Source organism: Orlajensenia leifsoniae, assembly GCF_004570845.1.
Classification (GTDB): Bacteria; Actinomycetota; Actinomycetes; order Actinomycetales; family Microbacteriaceae; genus Orlajensenia; species Orlajensenia leifsoniae.
The window spans coordinates 495,134-521,447 of the sequence record NZ_SPQZ01000002.1; the positions used below are offsets into that span (position 1 = coordinate 495,134).

22 protein-coding genes and 1 tRNA gene are annotated in these 26,314 nt (G+C 68.9%); 15 read left to right on the forward strand and 8 right to left on the reverse strand.

What is annotated here, in order from left to right; genetic code table 11:
* The first annotated feature begins 41 nt into the window (after positions 1-41).
* Together E4M00_RS06400 and E4M00_RS06405 are read left to right on the forward strand one after the other, a co-directional pair.
* On the forward strand, positions 42-1,829 hold the full coding sequence (locus E4M00_RS06400) for a glycoside hydrolase family 15 protein (RefSeq protein WP_135119601.1): 1,788 nt from the start codon (positions 42-44) through the stop codon (positions 1,827-1,829).
* A 71-nt stretch (positions 1,830-1,900) separates the two neighbouring features.
* Positions 1,901-2,617, forward strand: a complete 717-nt coding sequence (locus E4M00_RS06405) for an SOS response-associated peptidase (RefSeq protein WP_135119602.1) — start codon at positions 1,901-1,903, stop codon at positions 2,615-2,617.
* 121 nt (positions 2,618-2,738) lie between these two features.
* Here E4M00_RS06405 and E4M00_RS06410 read toward each other — a convergent pair.
* Positions 2,739-2,823: transfer RNA gene (locus E4M00_RS06410), tRNA-Leu, on the reverse strand.
* Between the two features lie 112 nt (positions 2,824-2,935).
* On the opposite strand from E4M00_RS06410, the gene E4M00_RS06415 reads away from it, so the two are divergent.
* Both E4M00_RS06415 and E4M00_RS06420 read left to right on the forward strand, forming a co-directional pair.
* The gene (locus tag E4M00_RS06415; protein ID WP_135119603.1) at positions 2,936-4,273 is read left to right on the forward strand and encodes a M20/M25/M40 family metallo-hydrolase; all 1,338 of its coding nucleotides are present in this window, start codon (positions 2,936-2,938) and stop codon (positions 4,271-4,273) included.
* Positions 4,274-4,289: 16 nt separating this feature from the next.
* Complete coding sequence (locus E4M00_RS06420) at positions 4,290-5,144, forward strand: undecaprenyl-diphosphate phosphatase (protein ID WP_135119604.1); 855 nt, start codon at positions 4,290-4,292, stop codon at positions 5,142-5,144.
* A 91-nt stretch (positions 5,145-5,235) separates the two neighbouring features.
* On the opposite strand, the gene E4M00_RS06425 is transcribed toward E4M00_RS06420, so the two are convergent.
* Positions 5,236-6,159 carry a proteasome assembly chaperone family protein gene (locus E4M00_RS06425; RefSeq protein WP_056162834.1) on the reverse strand — a complete coding sequence of 308 codons (924 nt, stop codon included), beginning with the start codon at positions 6,157-6,159 and terminating at the stop codon, positions 5,236-5,238.
* Positions 6,160-6,238: 79 nt separating this feature from the next.
* Here E4M00_RS06425 and E4M00_RS06430 point away from each other — a divergent pair, with 79 nt between their 5' ends.
* From E4M00_RS06430 to lnt, 10 genes are all read left to right on the forward strand, one after another.
* Complete coding sequence (locus E4M00_RS06430; RefSeq protein ID WP_135119605.1) at positions 6,239-6,967, forward strand: HAD family hydrolase; 729 nt, start codon at positions 6,239-6,241, stop codon at positions 6,965-6,967.
* Positions 6,964-7,968, forward strand: a complete 1,005-nt coding sequence (locus E4M00_RS06435) for a tRNA (adenine-N1)-methyltransferase (protein WP_135119606.1) — start codon at positions 6,964-6,966, stop codon at positions 7,966-7,968. The genes E4M00_RS06430 and E4M00_RS06435 overlap by 4 nt, the downstream gene beginning before the upstream one ends.
* A gap of 91 nt (positions 7,969-8,059) precedes the next feature.
* Positions 8,060-9,034, forward strand: a complete 975-nt coding sequence (locus E4M00_RS06440) for an FKBP-type peptidyl-prolyl cis-trans isomerase (RefSeq protein ID WP_135119607.1) — start codon at positions 8,060-8,062, stop codon at positions 9,032-9,034.
* 89 nt (positions 9,035-9,123) lie between these two features.
* Positions 9,124-10,152: a helix-turn-helix transcriptional regulator gene (locus E4M00_RS06445; protein ID WP_240036887.1), complete on the forward strand. Its 1,029-nt coding sequence runs from the start codon at positions 9,124-9,126 to the stop codon at positions 10,150-10,152.
* Positions 10,145-11,134, forward strand: coding sequence for a helix-turn-helix transcriptional regulator (locus tag E4M00_RS06450; RefSeq protein ID WP_135119608.1), 990 nt, complete (start codon positions 10,145-10,147; stop codon positions 11,132-11,134). Before E4M00_RS06445 ends, E4M00_RS06450 begins: the two co-directional genes overlap by 8 nt.
* An 8-nt stretch (positions 11,135-11,142) precedes the next feature.
* Positions 11,143-11,490, forward strand: a complete 348-nt coding sequence (locus tag E4M00_RS06455) for a hypothetical protein (protein ID WP_135119609.1) — start codon at positions 11,143-11,145, stop codon at positions 11,488-11,490.
* A 1-nt stretch (position 11,491) separates the two neighbouring features.
* Entirely contained in the window at positions 11,492-11,776 is a 285-nt protein-coding gene (tatA, locus tag E4M00_RS06460; protein WP_135119610.1) for a twin-arginine translocase TatA/TatE family subunit, read from the forward strand.
* 43 nt (positions 11,777-11,819) lie between these two features.
* The gene (gene tatC, locus E4M00_RS06465) at positions 11,820-12,572 is read left to right on the forward strand and encodes a twin-arginine translocase subunit TatC (RefSeq protein ID WP_135119611.1); all 753 of its coding nucleotides are present in this window, start codon (positions 11,820-11,822) and stop codon (positions 12,570-12,572) included.
* 27 nt (positions 12,573-12,599) lie between these two features.
* The gene (locus E4M00_RS06470) at positions 12,600-15,038 is read left to right on the forward strand and encodes a DEAD/DEAH box helicase (RefSeq protein WP_135119612.1); all 2,439 of its coding nucleotides are present in this window, start codon (positions 12,600-12,602) and stop codon (positions 15,036-15,038) included.
* Between the two features lie 64 nt (positions 15,039-15,102).
* A complete protein-coding gene (gene lnt, locus E4M00_RS06475) occupies positions 15,103-16,671 on the forward strand; it encodes an apolipoprotein N-acyltransferase (RefSeq protein ID WP_135119613.1) in 1,569 nt (522 codons plus the stop codon).
* A gap of 94 nt (positions 16,672-16,765) precedes the next feature.
* Here the strand turns inward: lnt and E4M00_RS06480 are convergent, their stop codons facing one another.
* The 4 genes from E4M00_RS06480 to E4M00_RS06495 form a co-directional block, all read right to left on the reverse strand.
* A complete protein-coding gene (locus E4M00_RS06480) occupies positions 16,766-17,131 on the reverse strand; it encodes an RNA polymerase-binding protein RbpA (RefSeq protein WP_055818572.1) in 366 nt (121 codons plus the stop codon).
* Positions 17,132-17,256: 125 nt separating this feature from the next.
* Positions 17,257-18,030, reverse strand: a complete 774-nt coding sequence (locus E4M00_RS06485; RefSeq protein WP_135119614.1) for a glycerophosphodiester phosphodiesterase family protein — start codon at positions 18,028-18,030, stop codon at positions 17,257-17,259.
* Between the two features lie 17 nt (positions 18,031-18,047).
* Positions 18,048-18,980: an SPFH domain-containing protein gene (locus tag E4M00_RS06490; protein ID WP_135119615.1), complete on the reverse strand. Its 933-nt coding sequence runs from the start codon at positions 18,978-18,980 to the stop codon at positions 18,048-18,050.
* Entirely contained in the window at positions 18,977-19,456 is a 480-nt protein-coding gene (locus E4M00_RS06495; protein WP_135119966.1) for an NfeD family protein, read from the reverse strand. Before E4M00_RS06495 ends, E4M00_RS06490 begins: the two co-directional genes overlap by 4 nt.
* A 136-nt stretch (positions 19,457-19,592) precedes the next feature.
* On the opposite strand from E4M00_RS06495, the gene E4M00_RS06500 reads away from it, so the two are divergent.
* Entirely contained in the window at positions 19,593-20,360 is a 768-nt protein-coding gene (locus E4M00_RS06500) for an SDR family oxidoreductase (RefSeq protein ID WP_135119616.1), read from the forward strand.
* A gap of 84 nt (positions 20,361-20,444) precedes the next feature.
* On the opposite strand, the gene E4M00_RS06505 is transcribed toward E4M00_RS06500, so the two are convergent.
* Together E4M00_RS06505 and E4M00_RS06510 are read right to left on the reverse strand one after the other, a co-directional pair.
* Complete coding sequence (locus tag E4M00_RS06505) at positions 20,445-21,026, reverse strand: HdeD family acid-resistance protein (protein ID WP_135119617.1); 582 nt, start codon at positions 21,024-21,026, stop codon at positions 20,445-20,447.
* Positions 21,027-21,168: 142 nt separating this feature from the next.
* Positions 21,169-26,217, reverse strand: a complete 5,049-nt coding sequence (locus tag E4M00_RS06510) for a glycoside hydrolase family 3 N-terminal domain-containing protein (RefSeq protein ID WP_135119618.1) — start codon at positions 26,215-26,217, stop codon at positions 21,169-21,171.
* Between the last annotated feature and the right edge of the window lie 97 nt (positions 26,218-26,314).

Consider the following 26,314-nt stretch of genomic DNA (forward strand, 5'->3'; position numbering starts at 1 on the left):
GGCACCGTGCTGTTCGCAGCCGGTGCCCCTATCCTGTGCCCATGGCCAGCCGACCCATCGAGGACTACGCGCTCCTCAGCAACTGCCGCACAGCAGCCCTCGTCAGCTCGGAGGGGAGCATCGACTGGCTCTGCCTCCCGCGCTACGACTCGCCGTCCACCTTCGGAGCCCTCCTCGGCACCGAGGAGAACGGGGCCTGGTCACTGCGGCCGACGGATGCCGCAGCCACCGTCACCCGCGCCTACGACGGCGACACCTTCATCCTCGTGACCACGTGGACCACCGCGACGGGCGAGGTGGAGGTCATCGACCTGATCGCGCGCGGCGTCGGCCGCGTCGACGTGCTGCGCGAGGTGCGCGGAATCCGGGGATCGGTGGAGATGGGGATGGAGGTGCGCATCCGTTTTGGGTATTCGACGGCGCTGCCCTGGGTGCGACGGATCGACGGCGACACCGGTCAGGCCCTGCTCGCGATCGCCGGCCCCGATGCCGTCATCGTCCGCGGGCGGCCTCGACTGGAGGCCGTCGACAACGCCCACCGGGCCACCTTCACGGTCGCGGCGGGGGAACAGGTGCCGATCTCACTGACCTGGTACCCGTCGCATCGCAACACCCCCGACCGTCTGGACCATGCCGTCGCCGTCGCCGACACCCGCGCCTGGTGGACCGACTGGGCCAGCCGCTGGGAGCACCGAGGTCCCTACCGCGACGCCGTCGAGCGCTCGCTGCTCGTGCTGCGTGCGCTCACCCACGAGGGAACCGGCGGCATCGTGGCTGCCGCGACGACCTCCCTGCCCGAGCAGCCCGGTGGCCCGCGCAACTGGGACTACCGCTACGTCTGGCTGCGCGACGCCGCCCTCACCCTGCAGGCGCTCGCCGATCACGGCTACAACGAGGAGGTGGCGCACTGGCGGTCCTGGCTGCTGCGCGCCATCGCCGGCGATCCCGGCGACGTGCAGATCCTGTACGGACTCGCTGGCGAGCGCTACCTGCCGGAGCGCGAGCTCCACAGCTTCCCCGGCTACGCCGAGTCGCTCCCCGTGCGGGTGGGCAACGGCGCCGTCGACCAGTACCAGGCCGACGTCATCGGCGAGGTTATGGTCGCCCTGCACGTCGCTCGGGAGAACGGCCACGGCGACCTCGAGAACGCCTGGCCGTTGCAGCGCGCTCTGCTGGGCTTCCTCGAGGAGAACTGGCAACGGCCCGACCAGGGCATCTGGGAGATCCGCGGCGATGCACTCTTCTTCACCCATTCCCGGGTCATGCTCTGGGCGGCATTCGATCGCGGCGTCGCCGCCATCGAGCAGTTCGGGGCCGAGGGGCCGGTGGACACCTGGCGGACGCTCCGGGACACCCTGCGTGCCGAGATCGACGAGAAGGGCGTCGACCCCGAACGCGGCTGCTTCGTGCAGCACTACGGTTCGGCCGAGGTCGACGCGTCACTGTTGATCCTCCCGCAGGTGGGCTTCTGCGCGGCAGACGATCCACGGATGCTGGCGACTGTCGCCGCGATCGAGTCCGACCTGCTCCACCACGGCCTCGCGCAGCGCTACAGGACCGAGGCCGGAGTCGACGGGTTGCCGCCGGGGGAGAACCCGTTCCTCGCCTGCTCGTTCTGGCTCGCCCACCAGTACGCGGAGTCGGGCCGCCTGGGGGATGCCCTCGCGCTCATGGACCGCCTCGTGGGCCTGAGCAACGACGTCGGCCTGCTCGCCGAGGAGGTCGACCCCCTCACCGGGCACCACTGGGGCAACATCCCGCAGGCGCTCTCGCACCTCGCCCTCGTGCAGGCGGCGGATGCGATCGGCCGGGCGGAGGCGCGACTCTGAGGAGCCGGTCCGTCAGTACGGCCGGCGCGGCTCGCAGCGGCGCTGTCGTCGGCCACGGGTAGCTTGAAGCCATGTGCGGTCGCTTCGTCATCTCCGACACCCAGCCCGACCTCGTGGCCCTGTTCGACATCGAGATCGTCGGCGAGAACCTTCCGGGTCCGAGCTGGAACATTCGCCCGACCGACCAGGTGCCGATCGTGCTCGAGTCGACCAAGGGCGGCCCGGCCGTGCGCCGCCTCGAGTCCGCCCGCTGGTCGCTGGTGCCGTCGTTCGCGAAGGAGCTGGCGTCGCCGTATCCGACGTTCAACGCGCGCTCGGAGGACGTGGCCGAGAAGGCCAGCTTCGCGGCATCCGTCGCCACGAGACGAGCGCTCATCCCCACCGACGGCTACTACGAGTGGCACACCGACGGCGCGGCCAAGACGCCGTACTTCGTGCATCCGCCCGAGGGTGAGCGCATGGCCTTCGCCGGTCTGTACTCGTGGTGGCGTGACCCGTCCAAGGCCGAGACCGACCCGTCGCGGTGGGTGCTGTCGGCCACCATCCTGACCATGGACGCCGTCGCTCCGCTCGATGCCCTGCATCCGCGCACCCCCGTCGTCCTTCCCGACTGGATGTGGGACACCTGGCTCGACCCCGACGAGGAGGCCGACCAGGAGTTCGTCGACGCCGCCGTCGAGGCTGCACGCCCGACCGCGGCGACACTGGAGTTCCACGAGGTGGCCCCGGTACGCGAGAACGGCCCGAGCCTGATCGAGCCTGCGGTGATCCCCGTCGGCTCGTTGTGAGCACGGGGCGTCGACGCCTCAGAGGATCGGGGAGAGCGGCCTGAAACCGGAGGAAACATTTCTTCCGGAAACGACGAAGGCCCCGGTCATCGACCGGGGCCTTCACTGTCTCAACACAGTGTGCGCGAAGGGGGACTTGAACCCCCACGCCCTATACGGGCACTAGCACCTCAAGCTAGCGCGTCTACCAATTCCGCCATCCGCGCGTGTTGTTTGCGAGCCATGGTTTCCCCGGCCCGAGGTAAGACATTAGCACGTTTCGAGAGGGTGTTTTTACACGTGGTGACCACGGCGGAGGGGCAAGGTAACGTGACCGGCATGCCTGAAACATCCTCCGCAACGCGCTCGCATGACGACACGCCCGAGGAGCTCGAGAGCACTGCGGCCATCGCGCGCGACCTGATCCGGTTCGACACCACGAACTACGGGGAGGGCCGGTCGAACGGGGAGTCGGAGGCCGCAGCCTACGTCTCCGCGTACCTCGAGCGCCTGGGCCTCGAGCCCGTGACCTTCGAGTCGGCACCGGGTCGCGCGAGCGTGATCGCCCGGGTCGAGGGGCGCGATCGCTCGAAGCCGGCGCTGGTGCTGCACGGCCACCTCGACGTCGTTCCGGCTGATCCCGAGAACTGGAGTGTCGATCCCTTCGGCGGCGTCATCAAGGACGGCATGCTCTGGGGCCGCGGCGCCGTCGACATGAAGGACATGGACGCCATGATCCTCGGCGCCCTCGACGACATCCTGACGGCCGGCGAGAAGCCGGAGCGCGACACCATCGTCGCCTTCTTCGCCGACGAGGAGAATGGCGGCGTCTACGGCGCGCACTGGCTCGTCGACAACCACCCCGAGCTGTTCGAGGGTGCAGGTGAGGCCATCAGCGAGGTCGGCGGCTACTCGACCATGGTGGGGGACCAGCGTGCCTACCTGCTGCAGACGGGCGAGAAGGCCCTCATGTGGATCAAGCTCATCGCCCGCGGCCCCGCGGCGCACGGGTCGCGCCTGGTGGCGCAGAACGCCGTCACGCGGCTCGCTGAAGCGGTTGCGGCCATCGGTCGTCTCGAGTGGCCCATCCGCCTCACCGACACCACCGAGCAGCTGCTCGCCGAGGTTGCCCGCATCCTCGAGGTCGAGCCGACAGACCTCGGCCCCGACGGCCTCGCCCTGGCCACGGGATCCGCGTCGGGATTCATCCAGGCGACCCTGCGCACGACGTCGAACCCGACCATGCTGAACGCCGGGTACAAGCACAATGTCATCCCCGACAGGGCCGAGGCCGCGATCGACATCCGCACCCTCCCCGGTGACGAGGACGAGGTGCTCGCGACCATCCGCGCCCTCATCGGCGATGACATCGAGATCGTGGTGACCCACCGCGACGTCGGGCTGGAGAATCCGTTCAGCGGGGCGCTCGTCGACAAGGTCGCCGCCCTGATCTCCGAACACGATCCGGAGGCCGTGGTGCTGCCGTACCTGCTCTCGGGCGGCACCGACAACAAGGCGCTGTCGAAGCTCGGCATCCGCGGCTACGGGTTCGCCCCCCTGCGCCTGCCGGCAGAGCTCGACTTCCCGGCGATGTTCCACGGGGTCGACGAGCGGGTGCCGCTCGACGCATTAGTCTTCGGTAGAGCGGTTCTCCGCGACCTTCTGTTGAGCTACTGAACCAGAGAGCAGCCCATTGGATCTCATCAACGCGATCATCCTCGGACTCGTCCAGGGACTGACGGAATTCCTCCCGATCTCCTCGAGTGCCCACCTGCTGATCGTCGGCCAGTTCCTCGGAACAGGCGATGACCCGGGAGCCCGCTTCACCGCCATCACGCAGATCGGCACCGAGCTCGCCGTCATCATCTTCTTCTGGCGCGACATCGTGCGCATCATCGCGCAGTGGGCGAAGTCGCTGGTCGGCAAGGCGCCGCGCAACGATCCCGACGCCCGCATGGGCTGGCTGATCATCATCGGCTCCATCCCGATCGTCGTCCTCGGCCTGCTGTTCCAGGACCAGATCGAGACCGTGCTCCGCAACCTGTGGATCACGGCGATCATGCTGATCGTCTTCGGCATCCTCCTGGGCATCGCGGATGCCGTGGGAGCCAAGCGCCGGCGCCTCAAGGACCTCACGTACCCGCACGGAATCCTGTACGGCTTCGCTCAGGCGCTCGCGCTCATCCCCGGCGTCTCGCGGTCGGGCGGCACCATCACGATGGGCCTGTTCCTCGGCTACGAGCGCAAGGCGGCCGCGCGCTACGCGTTCCTGCTGGCGATCCCGGCCGTTCTGGGCAGCGGCTTCTACCAGGTCTACAAGTCGATCGCCGACCCGTGCCTCGAGGCCGCGACGAACTGCACGCCCGAGGTCTTCGGGCCGTTCGAGACGCTGGCGGCGACGGTCGTCGCCTTCGCCGTGGGGCTCGTCGTGATCGCGTTCTTCATGAGCTACATCTCGCGCCGCAGCTTCCTGCCGTTCGTGATCTACCGACTGGTGCTCGGCGTCGCCCTGATGATCATGCTCGCGACGGGCGTGCTCGTTCCGTAGGACGTATCCGCCCGCGCTGCCGTTCCTCGCGCGCGCTGTCGAGATTCGAGGCGCGCGGCGAGAGAACAACAGCGCGCGTGTCGGATGCTGCTCAGTGCCGCCGCGGGTCGTCGTTGCGGCCGTCGGGGCGGTCGCCGCGCTTGCGCAGGTACTTCTCGAACTCCTGGGCGATGGCCTCGCCGCTCGCCTCGGGGGAGTCGACAGTGTCGCGCGCCTGCTCGAGCTGCACGATGTATGCGGCCATGTCCTCGTCGTCGGCCGCGAGGGCGTCGATGCCGGCCTCCCAGGCCGCGGCTTCGCTCACCAGGTCGCCGCGGGGGATCGTCACGTCGATGACCTCCTCGAGCCGGTCGATGAGCGCCAGCATGGCCTTCGGCGACGGCGCGTTGTGCACGTAGTGCGGCACGGACGCCCAGATCGTGAGGGTCGGGATGTCCACCTTCTCCGCGGCATCCGCCAGCACGCTCAGGATGCCGACGGGGCCCTCGTACGTCGAGCGCTCCAGGTGCAGGGCCGCACGCATGTCGGCGTTGTCGCTGGCCGACATCAGGGAGATGGGGCGGGTGTGCGGAACGTCGGCGAGCATGGCGCCGAGGAACACGATGCCGCCGATGTCGGCGGCGAGGGCCGCGTCGATGACCTCGGCGGCGAAGCTCTTCCAGCTGCGCGACGGTTCCGTTCCCAGCAGGAGGTAGATGTTGCCCGTGTTCGCACCGCTCACCTGCAGGTCGGCATCCGCGGCCAACGAGGCCACCTCGGCCTCGGGCTTCGCCGGCCCGTACAGGTCGGCGCTCGGCCAGGTGAGAGTGCGCTGGCCGTCCTCGTCCGTCGCCACCATCGGCCGGTTGAACTGGTAGTCGAAGTACAGCTCGGGGTCGACGGTGAAGATCTCGACGAGCTCGAGCTCGTCCTTGAGGGAGCGCACGGCTCCGGATGCCGCTTCGCCTGCGTCGTTCCAGCCCTCGAAGGCGACGACCAGGATGCGACCGTTCAGGATGCCGTTGCGTTCTGCCACCGGGGGCGACCTCGATTCCGTCCGGGGCCCGTCCGGCCCTGACCTCAAGGATAGGACGCGCAAAGTAGACTTGACCGTTGTGACCACAGACACTCCGGCAGCCGTCCTCTGGGATATGGACGGCACCCTCGTCGACACCGAACCGTACTGGATGCGTGCCGAGACCGAGCTCATCGAAGCGTTCGGCGGTGTCTGGACCCACGAGGACGCCCTCGGCGTCGTGGGCCTCGGACTCTGGGAGTCGGCCCGCGTCTTCCAGGAGGCCGGAGCCGATCTCGACGCCGACGCCATCGTCGACTACCTCACGAACAGCGTGCAGCAGCAGCTGGAGACCGACGGGGTGCCGTGGCGCCCCGGTGCCCGCGAACTGCTCGCCGAACTGCGTGAGAACGGCGTGAGGACCGCCCTCGTCACCATGTCCGTTAAGCGGATGGCCGACCAGGTCGCCGCGCTCATCGGCTTCCCGGCCTTCGACGTGATCGTGACGGGCGATTCCGTCGAGAGGCCCAAGCCGTTCCCGGATGCCTACCTCGCAGCCGCCGAGCAGCTCGGGGTGGCGGCATCCGCCTGTCTCGCGATCGAGGACTCCGTGCCCGGGCTCGCGTCGGCTCGTGCTGCGGGATGCAGCACCATCGGTGTGCCGCACATGGTTCCCCTCGCGGCATCCGCCGCCGACGTGCTCTGGCCGACGCTCGAGGGACGCACCATCGCCGATCTCTTCACCGTGCATGACCGCAGTGCCTCTGACCGCAGTGCCCACCCCGGCGTCGACCGCGACGCCGCATCAGCGGAAGGCATCGCCCGATGACCGCAGAAGACCACCGCCCGGCCAACAGCGGGCCGTTCCGCATCGGCGATCGCGTGCAGCTCACGGGCCCCAAGGGCAAGATGAACACCATCACGCTCGAGTCGGGCAAGGACTTCCACTCTCACCGCGGCATCCTGCCGCACGACGACATCATCGGCCTGCCCGACGCCTCCGTCGTCACCAACAACGCCGGCGTCGAGCACCTCGCACTCCGTCCGCTGCTGGCCGACTTCGTCATGTCGATGCCTCGAGGCGCGGCGATCATCTACCCCAAGGACGCAGCGCAGATCCTCGCGCTGGCCGACATCTTCCCGGGGGCGACCGTGGTCGAGGCCGGCGTCGGCTCCGGTGCGCTCTCGCTCTGGCTGCTGCGCGCGATCGGTCCGGCAGGCCGACTCGCCTCATTCGAACGCCGCGAGGAGTTCGCCGACGTCGCCCGCGGCAACGCCGAGACCTTCCTCGGCTACGAGCCCGAGAACTGGTCGATCACCCTGGGCGATCTCGCCGAGGAGCTCCCGCAGCAGGTGGAGACAGACGGCGCCGACCGGGTCGTTCTCGACATGCTCGCACCCTGGGAGTGCCTGCCGGCGGTGTCCGACGCGCTCAAGCCCGGCGGCGTGCTGCTCTGCTACGTCGCCACGGTCACGCAACTCTCGCGTGTGGCTGAGGCGATCCGCTCCACCGGCGAGTACACCAACCCGCAGTCCAGCGAGACGATGGTGCGCGGCTGGCACGTCGAGGGACTGGCGGTGCGTCCCGACCACCGCATGATCGGTCACACCGGCTTCCTGCTCACCGCACGACGTCTCGCCCCCGACACCGTCCTGCCCGAGCTCAAGCGTCGCCCGTCGAAGACCGACTTCAGCGACGAGGACGTCGAGCTCTGGACTCCGGGAGCCCTCGGCGAGCGCACCGTCAGCCCCAAGAGCATGCGCAAGCGTGTGCGGGCCGCGGGAGCCGGTGCAGCGGCCTCGAAGGCCCGCGACCTCGAGGCCGACTAAGATCACTGTTCGGGCACGACGGCAGCCGTCCGTCGGCATCCGTCACAGCAATCCCCACATTCCCCAGAACTCAGCATCGAAACGAGGACCCGTGCGCAAGCTTCCCGCGCTCATCGCGGCCGCCGGCCTGATCGCGGTCGCACTGACCGCCTGCTCATCCACCCCGTCCGCGGCCGATTGCACCGGTGGCGCCCCGTCGGGTGACGCGTCGAAGCTCGTCACGGCCACCGGGGAGTTCGGATCGGCCCCCACCGTCGACTTCCCGACCCCGCTGAAGGCCGACGGCACGCAGTCCAGCGTCATCACCGCAGGCACCGGGGCCGGCATCATCGCCGGCCAGAAGGTGACCATCGAGATGTCCGTCTACAACGGCACCACCGGTGAGCTCATCGAGAAGACGAAGTACGGCGCCGACGACACCACGCCGCTCTCGCTCGTGGTCGCCAAGGACCAGGTGCAGGAGGGCCTCCGCAAGGGCCTGCTGTGCGCCACGGAGGACTCGCGCATCGCCGTCGTCGTGCCGCCGAAGGATGCCTTCGGCGAAGCGGGCAACGCCAGCATCAAGGTCGGCCCGAAGGACAACCTGGTCTTCGTCATCGACGTCGACAAGACCTACCTGACCCGGGCGAACGGTGCCGAGCAGACGCCGCAGAACGGCTTCCCGTCGGTCGTGCTGGCCGAGAACGGCGCCCCCGGGATCACCATCGGGTCGGATGCTCCTCCGAAGGAGTTGAAGGTCGCCGTGCTGAAGAAGGGCACCGGCGACGCCATCGCGAAGGGCGACAGCGTCACCGTGCACTACACCGGTGTGATCTGGGACGGCACCAAGCCCAGCACCGTCTTCGACTCCAGCTGGGAGCGTGGCGCGCCCGCGACCTTCACGGCGGCATCCGGAGTCGACGGCGGCGTGATCGAGGGCTTCGCCGATGCCCTCGTCGGCCAGACCGTGGGCTCGCAGTTCATCGCCGTCATCCCGCCCGACAAGGGCTACGGAGACACCGCACAGGACACCATCCCCGCGAACTCGACCCTCGTGTTCGTGGTCGACGTCCTCGGCATCGGCTAGCGCAGACGCAAGGAGAGACGGGGTCGGATGCAGCAGCATCCGGCCCCGTCTCGCTTCGCCGGCACACGCGGAACAGTAAGATCGCAGACGTGCCTGCCAGTCCTCCCACCTCCGTCGAAGAGCGGCTCTTCAGCCTCACCCTCGCCCTCATGGCGAGCGAGAACGGCCTGACGAAGGCCGACATCCTCTCGACGGTGCAGGGCTACAGCCGGGACTACAGGGCCGGGGGAGACAACAGCGCTCTGGAGCGCAAGTTCGAGCGCGACAAGGACGCCGTGCGCGAGCTCGGCATCCCCCTGGAGACCATCGACTCGCCCGATCGGCCTGGCGACAACACGGCTCTGCGCTACCTCATCCCGAAGCGCCTCTACGACCTCCCCAGCGACATCGAGTTCTCCCCGCAGGAGATCGGCCTGCTCGCTCTGGCCGCCGCCGTCTGGCGCGAGGGGTCGCTGTCCGACGACTCCCGACGCGCCCTGCTCAAGCTGAGCTCCCGCGGCATCGAGGCGAGTGAGCCTCTGGTCGGCTACGCGCCGCGCATCAGGGTGCGGGAGGCTGCGTTCGCGCCGCTTCAGGCAGCGCAGACCGCGAAGATCGTCGTGTCATTCCCCTACCTGAAGCCGGGGGAGTCGACTCCGCGTCGCCGGACCGTGCTCCCGCTCGCCCTGGTGCAGCACGAGGGGCGCTGGCACCTCTACGCGCAGGACATCGATGCAGGCGCCACCCGCACCTTCCTGCTGTCCCGGATCGTCGCGACGGTGGTGCAGCGTCCCGACGTCGCGGCCCCCGAGATCGACACCACCGGAGCCGTCGAGCGGTCCCAGGCCGAACTCGCCGCCGTGTCGCTGCGCAATCGGGCCGTGATCGAGACCAGGCCCGAGACCGATGCAGCGATGCGTCTCGGCCGCCGGGCCGCATCCGTCGAGAACGACGGCGCCCGCGTCGTGCTGCACTTCACCGACCTCGACATCCTGGCCGACGAACTCGCCGGGTACGGCCCCGAAGTGCTCGTGCACGAGCCGCCGGCGCTCCGAGCCGCCGTGCATCGGCGCCTGCTGCAGGTCGCCGCCCAGCATGCCTCGGCTGCTACGCGCCAGGAAGGAGCCGATCGTGGCTGAACGCCGACGCACCCTCCTCGGAGCCGACCGCACCCTGTTCATGCTGTCGGTCGTCCCCTACCTGCTCGACCGCGGCGCCGTCTCCGTCGACGAGGTCGCCGAGCACTTCGACGTCACGCCCGAGCTGGTTCGGCGCACCATCGCCCTGCTGCCGATGACGGGCATCCCGGGCGAATCCAAGGCCTACCTCGACAACGACCTGTTCGAGATCGACTACGACGCCCTCGAGGAGGGCACCGTCATCCTCACGCGCAACATCGTCATCGACGAGGCTCCCCGCTTCTCGGCACGCGAGGCCGCCGCCCTCATCGCCGGCCTGAAGTACCTCTCCGCCCTGCCCGAGAACGCCGACAGCGACGCGATCAGCGTGCTTCTGGCCAAGCTGGCCCGTGGGTCGTCGGCGACTCCGGCCGAGATGGGCGTCGAGACCGGGGTTCCGGATGCCACTCGCGCGCTGCTGCGTTCCGCGGCGTCGGCCGGCACCAGGGTGGCATTCGACTACCGCACCTCGCGGGGAGACGCCGAGCGGCGCGTCGTCGATCCTCTGCGTCTCGAGTCGATCGACCGCGACTGGTACCTGCGCGCCTGGGACCACGCCCGCGAGGCCCTGCGCACGTTCAGGCTCGACCGCATGGACGCCGTCGAGGTGCTCTCGGAACCGGCGACCCGCACGATCGATGACTTCTCCCTGTCCGACGACATCTTCCAGGGCTCGCCCGACGACCTCGAGGTCGTCATCGAGGTTCCCGTCGACGCCCTGCCGCTGCTCGCCGACTTCCGTCCGGAGGGCCAGGAGCAGGGTTCTGCGCCCGGCCTCGTGCGAACGACGCTCCGCGTCGCCCACCACCACGGCCTCAAGCGCATCGTGGCCGGGTACGCGGGCATCATCACCGTCGTCTCCCCGCCCGAGGCACGCCGGGTCATCGCAGAGTGGGCTGCCGCCGGGGCCGAGCAGTACGCCGCCGACGGCGTCGAGGGCTAGGGCGACGGATGCCGGGCTGGTCGTGGTTCCTCATCTGGGGTGTGCTCCTCGTGGCGCTCGTGCTGGTCGTCGTGATCCTCGGCCGTCGCGCCTGGCGCAAGGGGCGCTCGGCCCTCGACGCCTACGGGGAGCTCACCCGGACGGCGTCCGAGCTCGAGCGGGTGCTCGGCCAGCTCGACGATGCGACCGCGCAGGTCGCCGCGCGGGAGTACGCGGTGTTCGGAGACCGGGACGAACGCTCCTTCGCCTGGGGCGTGCGCAGGGCTGAGCGGGCGCATCGCCGTCAGGCCCGCCGGGATGCCCGAGTCGCGCGGGGTAGACTACTCACACATTCCACGCAGAATTGGACCAGCTGACATGCTTCAGAACCTCACCGGATGGCACTTCCTGATCATCCTCGTGATCATCCTTCTGCTCTTCGGCGCTCCCAAGCTCCCGGCGCTGGCCCGCAGCCTCGGCCAGTCGATGAAGATCCTCAAGACCGAGGTCGCGTCGGACAAGAAGCCTGAAGAGCCGACCACCGTCATCAACGCCGACGGCAGCACCACCGTCACGAACCCCGACGGCACCACCACGACGACGACAGTCCGTCCCGCCGACGCCGGCAGTGCCGGCTCGACCGGTCCAGCCGCCAAGAACTAGCGTGGCCGCTCGCGCATCGAAGCGCAGCAACAGCGAAGGTCGGATGTCACTGGGCCAGCACCTGCTGGAGCTGCGCAAGAGACTCTTCCTGGCGGCCGGCGGCATCGCCGTGGGCGCCGTCATCGGCTGGTTCCTCTCCGACTTCGTCTGGAACGCCCTGCGCGTTCCGGTGATCCAGATCGTGAAGGCGCAGCACCGCAACGCGGTCATCAACTACCCCGACATCACCTCGGCCTTCGATCTGAAACTGCAGATCGCCTTCTACATCGGCCTCGTGATCTCCAGCCCCATGTGGCTGTACCAGATCTTCGCCTTCTTCATGCCGGCACTCAGCCGCACCGAGAAGCAGTACACCTTCGGCTTCTTCTTCAGTGCCGTGCCCCTGTTCCTCGCCGGATGCGCTGCCGGCTGGTACGTGTTGCCCCACGTCGTCGAGCTCATGACGAGCTTCGCCCCGCCCGACGACGCAGCCTTCATCAACGCCAAGGACTACTTCCAGTTCGTGCTCAAGCTGGTGCTGGCTGTCGGCATCGCCTTCGTCCTGCCGGTCTTCCTCGTGCTGCTGAACTTCGCCGGGGTGATCAGCGCGACGTCGATCATCGGCTCCTGGCGCTGGGCGATCCTGGTGATCGTGCTCTTCACCGCCATCGCCACTCCCGCCGCCGACGTCGTGTCGATGTTCTTGCTCGCGATTCCGATGGTCGTGCTGTACTTCGCAGCGTGGGGCATCGCCTGGCTGCACGATCGTCGCGCCGAACGGCGCGCGCGGGCGTTCGAGGCCGAGCTCGCGCTCTGAGCGCCACGCACGACTTAGGCTGATGGAGTGAGCACACCCTCCCCGGCCGAGCGGTACGCAGCCTTCAAGACCAGCTCGACGCATCCGCAGCTCGAAGCGTTCCGCGCCGGGCTCAGCTTCGATCTCGACGACTTCCAGCGCGGCAGCTGCGCCAGCCTGGAGGACGGCGGCAGCGTTCTGGTCGCGGCCCCCACCGGCGCGGGAAAGACCGTCGTCGCCGAGTTCGCCGTCTTCCTGGCGATGCAGCAGCGCCGGGCGAAGGTGTTCTACACGACGCCCATGAAGGCGCTCTCGAACCAGAAGTTCAACGAGTTCGTCGACGAGTACGGCGCTTCGGAGGTCGGCCTGCTCACCGGCGACACCAACATCAACTCGAGCGCGCGCATCGTGGTCATGACCACGGAGGTGCTGCGCAACATGCTCTACGCCGACTCCGACCTGCTCACGGACCTCGCGTTCGTCGTGATGGACGAGGTGCACTTCCTGGGCGACCGCTTCCGCGGGGCCGTCTGGGAGGAGGTCATCATCCACCTGCCGCAGAGCGTGCGGATGGTGTCGCTGAGTGCGACGGTCTCCAATGCCGAGGAGTTCGGCGACTGGCTGCAGGCCGTGCGCGGCGACACCGCCGTCATCGTGTCCGAGGACCGACCGGTTCCCCTCGAGCAGCACGTCCTCGTGCGCACCAAGCTCGTCGACCTGTTCGACTCGTCCGGCGTCATCACCACGACACGGGTGAACCCGGAGCTCGTGCAGCTGGCGGCATCCGGAGGCCGGTCGATCCAGAATCGGTCGACCGCCGGCCGACGCGGACGCGACCGCGGCGGCTACCACCGTCCGCCGCCCCACGAGGGCCGCATGCCCCGCGAAGACCTGGTCGCCCTGCTGGATGGAAAGCACCTGCTTCCGGCGATCTTCTTCATCTTCAGCCGCGTCGGCTGCGATCAGGCCGTGCGCCAGGTCCTGCGCAGCGGGATCAGGCTGACGGATGCCGCGGAGCGCAGCGAGATCCGCCGCATCGCCGAGGAGCGCAGCCGCACCATGGTCGACGAGGACCTGGCCGTGCTCGGCTACTGGGAATGGCTCGAGGGTCTCGAGCGGGGAGTCGCAGCCCACCACGCCGGCATGCTGCCCGCCTTCAAGGAGGTCGTCGAGGAGCTGTTCCAGAAGAAGCTCGTGAAGGTGGTCTTCGCCACCGAGACGTTGGCGCTGGGCATCAACATGCCCGCCCGCACCGTCGTGATGGAGAAGCTGGAGAAGTTCAACGGCGAGGCCAGGGTTCCGGTGACGCCGGGGGAGTACACCCAGCTCACAGGCCGTGCCGGCCGCCGCGGCATCGACGTCGAGGGCCACTCGGTCATCCAGTGGCAGCAGGGCCTCGACCCGCAGGCCGTCGCCTCGCTGGCCTCGCGGCGCAGCTACCCGCTCAACTCGAGCTTCAGGCCGACGTACAACATGGCCGTCAACCTGATCGAGCAGTTCGGCCGTGAGCGCGCCCGCGACATCCTCGAGTCCTCGTTCGCGCAGTTCCAGGCCGACCGCTCCGTCGTCGATCTCGCCCGCACGGTGCGCCAGCAGCAGGAGTCCCTGACCGGGTACGAGGAGGCGATGACGTGTCACCTCGGCGACTTCCGCGAGTACGCCTCGATCCGCCACCAGCTCAGCGACCTCGAGAAGCAGGGTGCACGCGCCGAGAGTCAGCCGCAGGCCGCTCGTCAGAAGCGCCAGCGCGAGCTCACGAAGCTGCGCAACCGTCTGAAGTCGCATCCGTGCCACGCCTGCGCCGAGCGTGAGGCCCACTCCCGGTGGGCCGAGCGCTGGTACCGCCTGAAGCGCGAGAACGACACCCTGCAGCAGCAGATCCGTGCGCGCACAGGAGCCGTCGCCCGCATCTTCGACCGCGTGACCGACGTTCTGCTGCGCCTCGACTACCTCGAGCGCGATGAGCACGGGCGCCTGGCGGCGACATCGGCCGGCCGGATGCTGCGTCGCATCTACGGCGACCGCGACCTGCTCGCAGCCGAGGCCCTGCGGCGCGGCCTCTGGGACTCGCTCGATCCGGCCGCCCTCGCCGCCATGGCCTGCGCCCTCGTCTTCGAGCCGCGTCGCGAGGAGAGCGAGACCGTGGAGCGCTACCTGCCGCGAGGAGCCTTCCCGGCCGCGCTCGAGGCGACGCAGCTGCTGTGGAGCGATCTCGATGACCTCGAGCGCGACAGCAAGCTGCAGGGATCGAGTCCGATCGCCACCGGCCTCTGCCTGGCGATGTACAAGTGGGCCAGGGGCGGCAGGCTGCCCGATGTGCTCAAGGAGGCCGACATGGCCGCCGGCGACTTCGTGCGCTGGACCAAGCAGACCATCGACCTGCTCGATCAGCTCTCGGTCGTGGCCGACAACCCCGTGGCCCGCAATGCCCGCGCCGCGATCGACGGGGTGCGCCGGGGGATCGTGGCGTACTCGACGGTCGCCTGAGGGGTTCCCCTGCGCCCGAGTCCGCCTGAACGAAACGCCGCGTTCGCTCGCTTAGGCTGAACGGGTGCATCTCGGCGTCCCCACTCAGCGTGCGACGCCGCTCGTTCCGTTCTGGGGAGCCATCCTCCTCGCCGCAGGCTCCGGCTACCTCCTCGACGCGGCGTTCCCCGACCGCGGCTGGTGGCCCCTCGCCCCTGTCGCCATGCTGCTCCTGCTCGTGGCGCTCCGGGGCCGCAGCTTCGGGACCGGCCTGCTGGTCGGCCTGGTCAGCGGTTCCGTATTCTGGCTCGTGCAGATCATCTGGCTGACGCGCTACCTCGGCCCGGTGCCGTGGTTGGCCCTCGGCATCCTGCAGGCCATCTTCTTCGCCATCGGCTGCGCGATGATCGCGGTCGTGCTCGGATGGGGACCGGCCGTCTGGCCGACCCGGCTGGGCCGCCTCGGCATGCTCCCGATCGTCGTCGCCGGTCTCTGGACCGCCCGCGAGGGCTTCACGGCGGTCGCCCCGTACGGTGGCTTCGCCTGGGGTCGTCTCGCGCTCTCGCAGTCGGAGAGCCCGTTCACCGACCTCGCCGCGTGGCTCGGCATGGCCGGCCTCAGTTTCGTGATCGCGTGGATCGCGGCCTTCGCGTTCTTCCTGATCCTCGAGACGGATGCCGCAGCCCTCAGGCGCGTCGGCGCGATCGTCGCCGCCATCGCCGTGCTCGTCGTGCTGCCGGCGTGGCCGACCATCGTGTCGGGCACCACCACGGTCGCCGCGGTGCAGGGCAACGCCGATGCCGGCCTGTTCGCCAACCGCCCCGCAGGCGAGATCCTGATGGACCACGTGGCCGCGACGCTCCCGGTGCAGGGCGAAGACGTCGACATGGTGGTCTGGCCCGAGAACGCGTCGGACGTCGACCCCACCCGCTCAGCCCAGGCCGCACAGATGCTCGACGAGGTCGCCACGGCCCTCGACGCCCCCCTGGTCGCCGGAACCGTCACCGAGCGCGACGGCCTCTACTACAACACCTCGTTCCTCTGGGAGCCGGGCCAGGGCATCGTCGACTACTACGACAAGGGGCATCCGGTGCCTTTCGCCGAGTACATGCCGGACCGCACGTTCTGGCGCCCCTTCGCGCCAGACCTCATCGACCTGGTCGGCCGCGACTACCAGATGGGGAAGACCGATGGCGTCTTCGACATCGACGGCGTCATCGCGGGCATCTCCATCTGCTTCGACATCGCCGATGACCAGCTGATCTCGAACCTGATGGGCCAGGGCGCGCAGATCATCCTCGCCCAGACCAACAACGCAGACTTCGGCACCGCCGAACAGCCGACGGACGAGAGCGCCCAGCAGCTCGCCATCGCCCGGATCCGGGCCGTGGAGACCGGCCGGACCGTCGTCAACATATCGACGGTGGGCGAGAGCGCCATCGTCGCGCCGGACGGATCGACCATCGATTCCCTGCCGGCGTTCACCGCAGGTGCCATGGTGCAGGAGGTGCCGCTCAGCGACACCACCACGCCGGCCATGGTCATCGGCCGGGGACTCGAGTGGCTGGTCTCCGGGCTGGGCCTCGCCGGGCTGGTGCTGGCGTGCATCGCCGCCGGGCGGGCCCGCCGCATCCGCCGCTCCGCCGCCCGCTGACCTCGGCGGGGATCCGGTCGGTCACGGGAGCCGGTTGAACCAGAAACGCGACCGTCTCGGTGAGAGACGATCGCGTTCGGTGGTGCTTCGACGCTCAGGCGCCGATCTTCTGCTGGCCACGACGGGCGCGCAGGATGTTCAGTCGTTCCTCGAGGAGCTCTTCGAGCTCGGGGATGGTGCGACGCTCGAGCAGCATGTCCCAGTGCGTGCGGGCGACCTTCTCGTCGGAGCGGTCGATGACGACCGGCTTCGAGTCGACGATGAGGATGGCCTCGAGGCCGCACTGCTTACATTCCCAGCTCTGCGGGGCCTCGGCATCAGCCGAGAACGTCATCACGGACTCGTGACCGCAGTGCTCGCACCGGTACGTGTGATTGACGCGCTGTGCGAAAGCGACGCCCTCTTCGCTCTGAAGGCTCTGTGCGCCCAAGCGCATTCCACGCAAACTACGATCAGCCATGGTGATCTCCTCTCACTGCCTGATCAGTTATAGCGGGCCAAGCTGGGCGTTCCCTTGCCGTGACCTCCTGTTCGCACAGCGCTCTCCCAGACAACAGGCCCGATCGAGGAATTCACAGCTGGCGGTCAGGCTGGAGATTCGCCGTCGCGTCGGAGCACGTGAGCCGCGACGTCGGCCCGGTCGGTGACGATGCCGTCGATGCCGAGTTCGAAGAGCCTGCGCATGGCCATCGGGTCGTTGACGGTCCAGACGTGCACCTCGAGACCCGCGGCGTGCACGGCGTCGATGACCCGAGGAGTGACCAGCTGGATGCCGGCACTCCTCTCGGGGATCTGGAGCGCCACCAGGCCGCTCAGGCTCTTGACCGCGTTGCTGCGCAGGCCGGTGCGGGCACCGAGCACCGCACGGACGACGATCGATGCGGAGGCCGACGACACGACTCCGGGCAGGAGTGCCACGGCGGCGGCCCGGCGCCGTTCGGAGAACGAGGTGATCAGCACGCGCTCGAGCGCCTCGGTCGCACGCACGGTCGACGCGACGCTTGCGATGGAGCCGGCATCCTTCACATCGATGTTGAAGCGAGCTGTCGGGAACGTCGTGAGGGCATCCTCGAGGGTGCAGAACGACTGGCCGTGACCGAGATCGATCTCGAGCAGCTCCTCGGCCGACAGATCGCCGATGCGTTGCCGGCGCCCGACGAGGCGTGCGAGATCGGGATCGTGGCTGATGATCGCGACTCCGTCGCGACTCGTGTGCACATCGGTCTCGAGGTGAGTGGCCCCGACCTCGAAGGCGCGCTGGAAGGCGAGGAGGGTGTTCTCCGGGGCCGACACGGCGAGGCCACGATGCGCGAAGACGCGCGGCCACGCCGTGTCGAGGTAGGAACCCGGAGGCTGCACGAGAGGGCCCCGGAGGATCAGGAGGCGACCGGCGGATCGGCCGGGGGAGTGGCCCCGCCCTGTCCTGGGATGAACGCGGAGCTGAAGCCCTTGAGGGCCTCGGTGAACTCGCTCGGGATGATCCAGAGCTTGCTCGCCTCTCCCTGCGCGATCTGCGGCAGGGTCTGGAGGTACTGGTAGGCCAGCAGCTTCGGATCGGGGTCACCCTCGTGGATGGCCGTGAAAACCGTCCGGATGGCCTCGGCCTCACCCTGGGCTCGGAGCACAGCGGCCTTGGCATCACCCTCGGCCCGCAGGATCTCGGCCTGGCGAGCACCCTCCGCCGTGAGGATCGCGGACTGCTTCGTACCCTCGGCGGTCAGGATGAGTGCACGGCGGTCCCGCTCGGCACGCATCTGCTTCTCCATCGAGTCCTGGATGGAGTGGGGCGGGTCGATCGCCTTGAGCTCGACGCGGTTGACGCGGATGCCCCACTTGCCCGTCGCCTCGTCGAGCACGATGCGCAACTGGCCGTTGATGTTGTCGCGGCTGGTGAGTGCCTCTTCGAGGTTGAGCCCACCGACCACGTTGCGCAGGGTGGTCGTGGTGAGCTGCTCGACGGCGCCCAGGTAGTTCGCGATCTCATACGTCGCGGCGCGGGCATCCGTCACCTGGAAGTAGACGACGGTGTCGATCGAGACGACGAGGTTGTCCTCGGTGATGACGGGCTGCGGCGGGAACGAGACGACCTGCTCGCGCAGGTCGACGAGGCGGCGGACCTTGTCGACGAAGGGAACGAGAAGGTTCAACCCCGGCATGAAGGTCTTGTGGTAGCGGCCCAGCCGCTCGACCACGCCGGCATAGGCCTGCGGGATGATCCGGATGGAGCGGAAGATCACCACCAGCACGAAGACGATGATGACGAGGATGATGACGGCCAACACGATCTGGCCTGTCAGGGTGTCTGTCATTCGTGCGTCCTTTCAACGGGGACGACGACGGCGGTGGCGCCGTCGATCGCGGTGACGATGACCTGCTCGCCGGCAGCGACGATGCGCTGCTCGGTCACAGGGGAGAGACGGATGGTCCAGGTCTCGCCGTTGGCGAGTTTGGCCTGCCCGGGGCCGGCGCCCACTCCGATGGAGGCCACGATGGTGGCGCCCATGCCGATGAGGGCGTCGACGTTGCTGCGAGCAGGATCGCCGCCCTTCTTCAGCGCGCGCAGGAGCGGGGGCCTGATGAAGGCGAGAAGGGCGACGGAGACTATGGCGGCGACGATGATCTGGCCCCACCACGGCACGCCGATGAGGCTGGCTGCGAGGCCGCCGAGGCTCCCGAGCGCGATCATCAGGAAGGTGAGTTCGAGCGTCAACGTCTCGATCGTTCCGAAGATGAGGATGAGCGCCAGCCACACGATCCATGCGTATGCGAAGACTCCGTCGTCCATATGCGCCCCCTGTGCGTCGTCCATTCGACGCTATCAGCTGGGGCTGGGCGAATGCCGTTGATTGGTAGTCTCATCCGGGGATGTTGTCGCTGTATCGCGGCATCCGCCGTACCGCCTCGACCGCAAGGAGTCACCAGTGACCAACCCCATCGCCCCCGGATCGCTCGCCGGCAGGACCGCTGTCGTGACGGGCTCGTCACGCGGCATCGGCGCAGACACCGTCCGCCTCTTCGCCGCCGCCGGCGCGAACGTCGTCATCAACTTCCGCAACAAGGAGGCCCGGGCGGTCAAGCTCGCCGACGAGATCCGTGCGGCGGGTGGCCGCGCCATCACCGTCGGAGCGGACCTCACCGATCGAGCATCCGTCGACGGTCTCATGGACCAGGTCGCGGCCGAGTTTGGTGCCATCGACATCCTCGTGCTCAACGCATCGGGAGGCATGGAGTCCGGCATGGCCGCCGACTACGCCATGACCCTCAACCGCGACGCCCAGGTCGGTGTCCTCGACTCCGCCCTCCCGCACCTCGGAGCCGGCAGCCGCGTGGTCTTCGTCACGAGCCACCAGGCGCACTTCATCCGCACGACCGAGACGATGCCGGAGTACGTGCCGGTGGCGCTCAGCAAGCGCGCAGGCGAGGATGCGCTCCGCGCGCGCATTCCCGAGCTCACGGCAGCCGGGATCGACTTCGTCGTCGTGTCCGGCGACATGATCGAGGGCACCATCACGGCGACACTGCTCGAGCGGGCCAACCCCGGCGCGATCTCGTCCCGCAAGGAGTCGGCCGGCAAGCTCTACAACGTGGGCGAGTTCGCCGCAGAGGTCGCGGCCGCCGCCGTCGAGCCGATCCCGGCCGACAACACGCGTTACGTCGGTGACACGAGCGACTTCGCACCGGAGGCCTGAGCGGCAGCATCCGCTCGACCCGCGATGCGTGCGGACATGGAGAAGGCCCCCGTCCGACGGACGGGGGCCTTCTCCATGGGAGGCCTAGGCGGCGGAGGCGTTCCGCCCGAAGGTGAAGGCCTGCACGAGCTGGACGAGTCCGGCGATCACGAGGAAGATTCCGCCGATGATCAGGAGCACGCCGACGGTTGCCGTCGGCAGGAACAGCACCACGACACCGGCGATGATGCTGATGACGCCGAAGACGATGCCCGGCCACCGCGAGCCGTCGGACGCCGACTCGACCAGGGCTGCCACGCCCTCGATGATCCAGGCGATACCGATGATGATTCCGAGCAGCGCCACGGTCGACTCGAGGTTGCGCAGCGCGAAGATGCCGGCGATCACGAGCAGCAGGCCGAGGAGGATGCTGAGGACCCGCGAGCCTCCTGAGATGCCCCGCGAGAAGATGCCCTTCGCCAGGCGCACGATTCCGATGATGAGGAAATACAGGCCGAAGAGGATCGCCAGCAGGCCGGCCGTCTTGTCGGGCCAGACCAGGACGAGGATTCCCAGCACGAGGGCGACGACGGCGCTGATGCCGAGAGCGACCCTGATGCCGTTGACTTCGGACTTGCTGAGGCTCTTGGGATCGATCTGGAAACCCAATGCGGTGATATCGGACATGACACTCCTTCAGGGAAATCTGTTGATCCCGATTGTGGCGTACATTCGGCAGATTCTCAGGAATGAGACGGCCGGTGTCGCGAACCGGCGCGGTCGACCGCGCGATCGGCGCCCGGGTGGGGGCCGACCGCACGATGCCGCGTCAGCCGATCGTGCCGCCGCTGAAGTCGTCGAACACGGCGCGGGTGGCCGCGAGCGACCAGATGCCGACGTGGCCGCCCTTGGCGGTGAAGTAGGCGCGATCGGCTGGGCCCAGCCTCGTTGTGCCGAGGACGTCGCCATCTCGCAGCACCGCGACCGAGCCGTCGGCGAGCACCCGCGCCGTGAGCACGGCGCCATCGGAGTAGGCCGCCGGGATGGCGGGGTAGCTGGTTCCGACCAGGAAGCCGCGCTGGGTGGCCACCCTCACGACCTTGGCCCTAGCGTCGTACGTGACGATGACCCCGGTCGTGAGCGTCCTGCCGGGTTGCGCTTTGAGCACGAGTCCCTGGGCGCGGCTGGTCGGGTCGACCTTCGTGAGGGTGACGGATGCCTCCTGGCTGGTCCCGAACGCCTCCTTCCAGATCAGCGGTCCACCGAGCTGCAGGTCGAGGGCGTGGTTCTTCACCCGGTAGAGCAGGGTGCTCGTGGCTCCACTCCAGTTCGCTCCAACCCTGCCGTCTGCACGGTCGAAGTCGTCGAGCACGACCTGCGGCGGCGTCGGCACGAGGCCGAGCACCGCGGCGAGCAGTTCCACCGCTCGCACGGGGTCGCCGGTGATGAGCGCGTGCTCTGCATCCGCTGTGAGGGCGGAGGAGCCGTCCACCGCGCTGCCGTCGACGACCGCCGCCTGTGCGAGGTCGCGCACCACGGAGGCGAGCGTGTCGGCGGTGGCGAGCGCACTCGCGTCGGTTCCGGGCACCAGCGCCACGGCATCCGCCACCAGATCGATCGCGGCCTGGGCGTCGCTCACGGTGCCGTCCGCCGTCCAGATCGGAGCAGCGACGATGCCGTCGACCGCCGTCTTGACGGCACCGGCCTCGAGTGAGCCCGCGAGCTCGGTCACCCTGTCGCGGGGAGCGTCGGTGCGCACCCCCCAGCCGTAGGCGAACAGCGGCTCGTAGCTCGCGTCGCCCACATTGATCGGAACCTGCTCTGCTGTCGCGGGCCAGGTCACGGGAAGGCGGCCGGTGAACGGCTCGGCGCCGAACAGCACGTCGGCCACGCCTGCGCCCTCGGATCCCGGCAGGAACGATGCGACGAGACCGTCGATCTCGGGCAGCTGGTCGGCGACCAACTGCGTGCGTCCCGCAACGACGAGGACCACGCAGTCCATGGCGGCGCAGACCCTGTCGATCGCCGTGGTGTCCGCCGCGGAGAGCGAGAGGCTCTTGCCGTTGTTGCCCACGTCGCCCTGTCCTTCGGCGTACGGGGCCTCACCGACGACGACGACGCCGGTGTCGGCGCCGTCCATCGGAGCCGAGGCGTCCTTGCTGAAGGTGGCGTCGGCGTCGACCTCTCGGATGCCCTCGAGAATGCTGGTTCCGGTGGTGATGTCGCCGGAGCCGCCCTGCCACGAGATCGTCCAGCCGCCCATCTGGTGGCCGAGGTCGTCGGCATTGGATCCGGCGACGTAGAGCGAGTCGGATGCCGCCAGCGGGAGGACTCCGTCGTTCTTCAGCAGCACCTGGCTCTGGGCGACGGCCGTGCGGGCGATGGCGCGGTGCTCGGCCCCGCCGAAGGCGTCCTGCTCACTGCGATCGGTGATCGCGTCCTCGAACAGGCCGAGCGCGAACTTCTGCTCGAGGATGCGCGTGACGGCGTCGTCGACCCGGCTCTGCGCGATGGTGCCCGCGGTGACGGCGTCGGTCACGCTCGTGATGAAGGCGCCGAAGTTGTACGGCGCCATGGCCATGTCGAGTCCGGAGTTCACCGAGCGAGCGACCTTGTCGGCGTAGGTGCCGCCCGGGAGCTTGTCGATTCCCTCCCAGTCGCTGATGAGGAAGCCGTCGAAGCCGAGGTCGCCCTTCAGGACATCGGTGTTCAACAGGGTGTTCTCGTGCATGCGGACGTCTCCGTCTCCGAGATCGACGCCGGAGTACGACGGCATGATGGTGCCGACTCCCGCGTCGATGGCCGGGATGTAGGGATCGACGTGCAGTGTCTCGAAGTCCTCGAGGGAATCCGCGACGGTGAGGCCCTGGTCGATCGGATATCCCGTGCCGGCCTTCGAGGCGTCATAGAGCGTGCCACCGTCTCCCGCCCAGTGCTTGGCCGTGGCCAGCACCTTGTCGGGGCCGCTGAGGTCGCTCGGATCGTCACCCTGAAGCCCCACGACGTTGGCCTCGGCGAAGGAGCGCACGAGCGCGGGATCCTCGCTGAAGGACTCGTAGCTGCGTCCCCACCGCTCGTCGCGCGTGACGCAGAGGCACGGGGCGAAGGCCCAGTTGACGCCGGTGGTCTTGGTCTCGCTCGCCGTGGCCTCGGCGATCTGCTGCACGAGCTCAGGATCGCGAGTGGCGCCCAGCCCGGTGTTGTGGGGGAAGATCGTGGCGTCGAGCACGTTGCTGTGGCCGTGCACGGCATCGGCTCCGTAGACCAGCGGGATCTGCAACGGCGTCGAGAGCGCCTGGCGCTGGTAGCCGTCGATCATGTCGGCCCACGCCTCGGGTGTGTTCGCCTGGGGAGTCGAGCCGCCGCCCGACAGCACCGACCCCAGGCCGAGGTCGGCGATCTGCTGAGGCGAGCTGAGGCCCAGGCGCTCGGCCTGCGCCATCTGCCCGACCTTCTCGGCCTGGCTCATGCGTCCGATCAGGTCGGCGACCCGCTCGTCGACGGGCAGCGTCTCGTCGAGGTAGGGGAGGCCGTGGGCGTTGATGACGACGCGAGGGGCGGCATCCGGCAGGCTGGCGTCGTTCGATTCGAGGGTGATCGGGATGCTGCGGGCCTCGTCGGCCCCGTCGGTGGCAACGGTCTGAACGGAGATGCTCTGGACGGCTCCGGACTCGCTTCCGGTGGGGAAGGTGAGTTCGCCGGTGAACGGCACGTAGTCGGTGTCGGCCTCGGCCGAGCCGTCTCCGCTGGAGTACTGCACGGTCACCGGAGCAGCCAGGGGCTCGCCCGAGGTCGTGGTCACCGTGATGCCGACCTCGGCCGCGTCGCCGGCGTCGACGAGGTAGACGTCCTGGGTGGCCGAGACGCCGACCGTCGCCGCGGCGACAGGGGTGCCGTAGAGCTGCACGTCGTCGATGGCCCACGGGGTGCTCGTGGGCTTGCCCGGCGTGAAGGTGGGAGCGAAGCCCCAGGCGCTCGTCAGGTCGAGCGTGCCGTTCTGCGTCTCGGCGCTTCCGGGCTGGTAGCCACCGATCGAGAAGCTGGAGAACGGCAGCTCGACGAGCTTCCAGCGACTGGTCGAGCTGCCCCAGTTGTCCTTGAACGTCGTCGCCCACAGCTCCGAGTGCTCGCCGTCGGGTCCGCCGTCCTTGAGCTCCACCTTGATGTCGTCACCGGCTGTGGGGGAGGCGGGGTTGCTGGGCTGGGAGGCGTACCACCAGAACCTGATGCCCTCGAAGGAGCTCCAGTCCTGAGACGCCGCGAGGTTGTCGCTGAAGCCGCCGTAGCCTCCTGACGGGATGAGGTAGTCGCCGGCGAGCACCCTGTTGTCGGGCACGTCGCCGCGTTCCCGGGCCTCGACGCCGAGGGTCGTGAGACCCTCTTCGGAGCCCCAGGTGAAGAAGCCGACGGGATTGGCCGAGGTGCTGATGGGTACCTCGCCCTGGAAGTCCTCGAGGGTGAAGACCCGCTCGAACACGGCGAAGTCGTCGAAGGCCCATTCGCCGGCTCCGAGTCCGGTGAGGGTGACGGCGAAGCCCGTCGATGCCGACGGATCGAACCGTGCCGGGTCGTCGGGGCTGCCCTTCACCCGGAGCTCGGAGAACAGCACGCTGATCTCGCGCCACCCGGCGGTGTCGTCGACGACGCTCCGGTCGAAGAGCTTGCCGCCGCTCTTCAGCTCGTAGGAGAGGGTGCCACCGTCGCCGGTTCCGCGGAACCGGAAGCTGAAACCGTCGGATGCCGACCAGTCTGTTGCGCCGGTGTCGTTGGAGAAACCGAACCAGTCGGACGCGGTCGGCTCGGCTCCCACCGTGGCGGTGAGCACGTCGTTGTCGGCTGCGGAGCCCGGCACTGCGGCATCCGGAGCCGTCGCCAGCACGGGCTTGACGGCATCCGTGCTGGCCCAGGTGAAGATGCCCGCCGGCACGCCGTCCTCGAAGTCGTGGATGACCGTGACGGCGCCGTCGTTCGGGAGCTGCCCGGTCGGGGTGATGGTCACTGTCGCCGTCGACCGGATGCCGAGAGTGATGCCGGCGCTCGGCTCGGAGAGCGCGAGCTCGAACGCTGCGACGGGCGCGAGGGCGCCGCGCGAGACGGTGGGTACAGTCACCGTGGCGCTCGTCTCGCCGGCGGGGAAGGTGACGACCTGGTCGACGGCCGTGTAGTTGGTCCCTGCGACGGCCGTGCCGTCGGTGCTCACGACCCGCACGGTCTGGTCCGTGGTCGCCGGGTTGCTGAGTCCGATCGTGGCGACAGCGTCGGTTCCCGCCCCGATGCGCACCGTGGGGGAGAGGAAGCCGACGGTCGGCACGGCGAGGGTGCCGTTGACGGCGAAGGTGAAGACCGAGTAGCCGTAGTAGTGCGGGCCGGCGGGATCCCAGGTGAACGCCACCCGCTCGAGCATGGCCAGGCGCACGTAGCGGGCCTGCACCGGAGCGTCGAAGACGATGCCCTCGGTTCCCCCGGCGCTGGCGGGCTGGGTCGCCGCGACGCTCCAGCTTGCGGCGTCTTCAGGGGCGGACGTCGCCGTGAGGACCTCGTAGGACGCCGCGTAGGCAGCCTCCCAGGTGATCGAGACGCCGGTCACCGTGGCGACGGCGCCCAGGTCGGATGTGAGCGATGCGGTGAACTCCGACGTGTCGTCCGGGCCGTTGCCGCTGGCCCAGCGGGTCGTCGCGTCGCCGTCGATGGCGTTCTCGGCCGGGAAGTTCCCGTCTGCGTCGTTCTGGGCAGCGGATGCCGTGATCGTGCCGAATCGGGCGAGATCGGGCTCAGCGGCACTGGCGGGCCCTGCGGCGACGAGACCGGAGAGGATGAGGGCGAGGCCGGCGGCCCCTCCGACGACAGAACGCACAGATCGCGCAGACCGAAGCGACACGGTTACTCCTTCGTAACGTGAGTGCCGTCGCGCCGACCGAAGGGACGAGACGCCAGATCGCGGGATCCCGAATCAGCCCCCGCCGAGTCCGATCCTA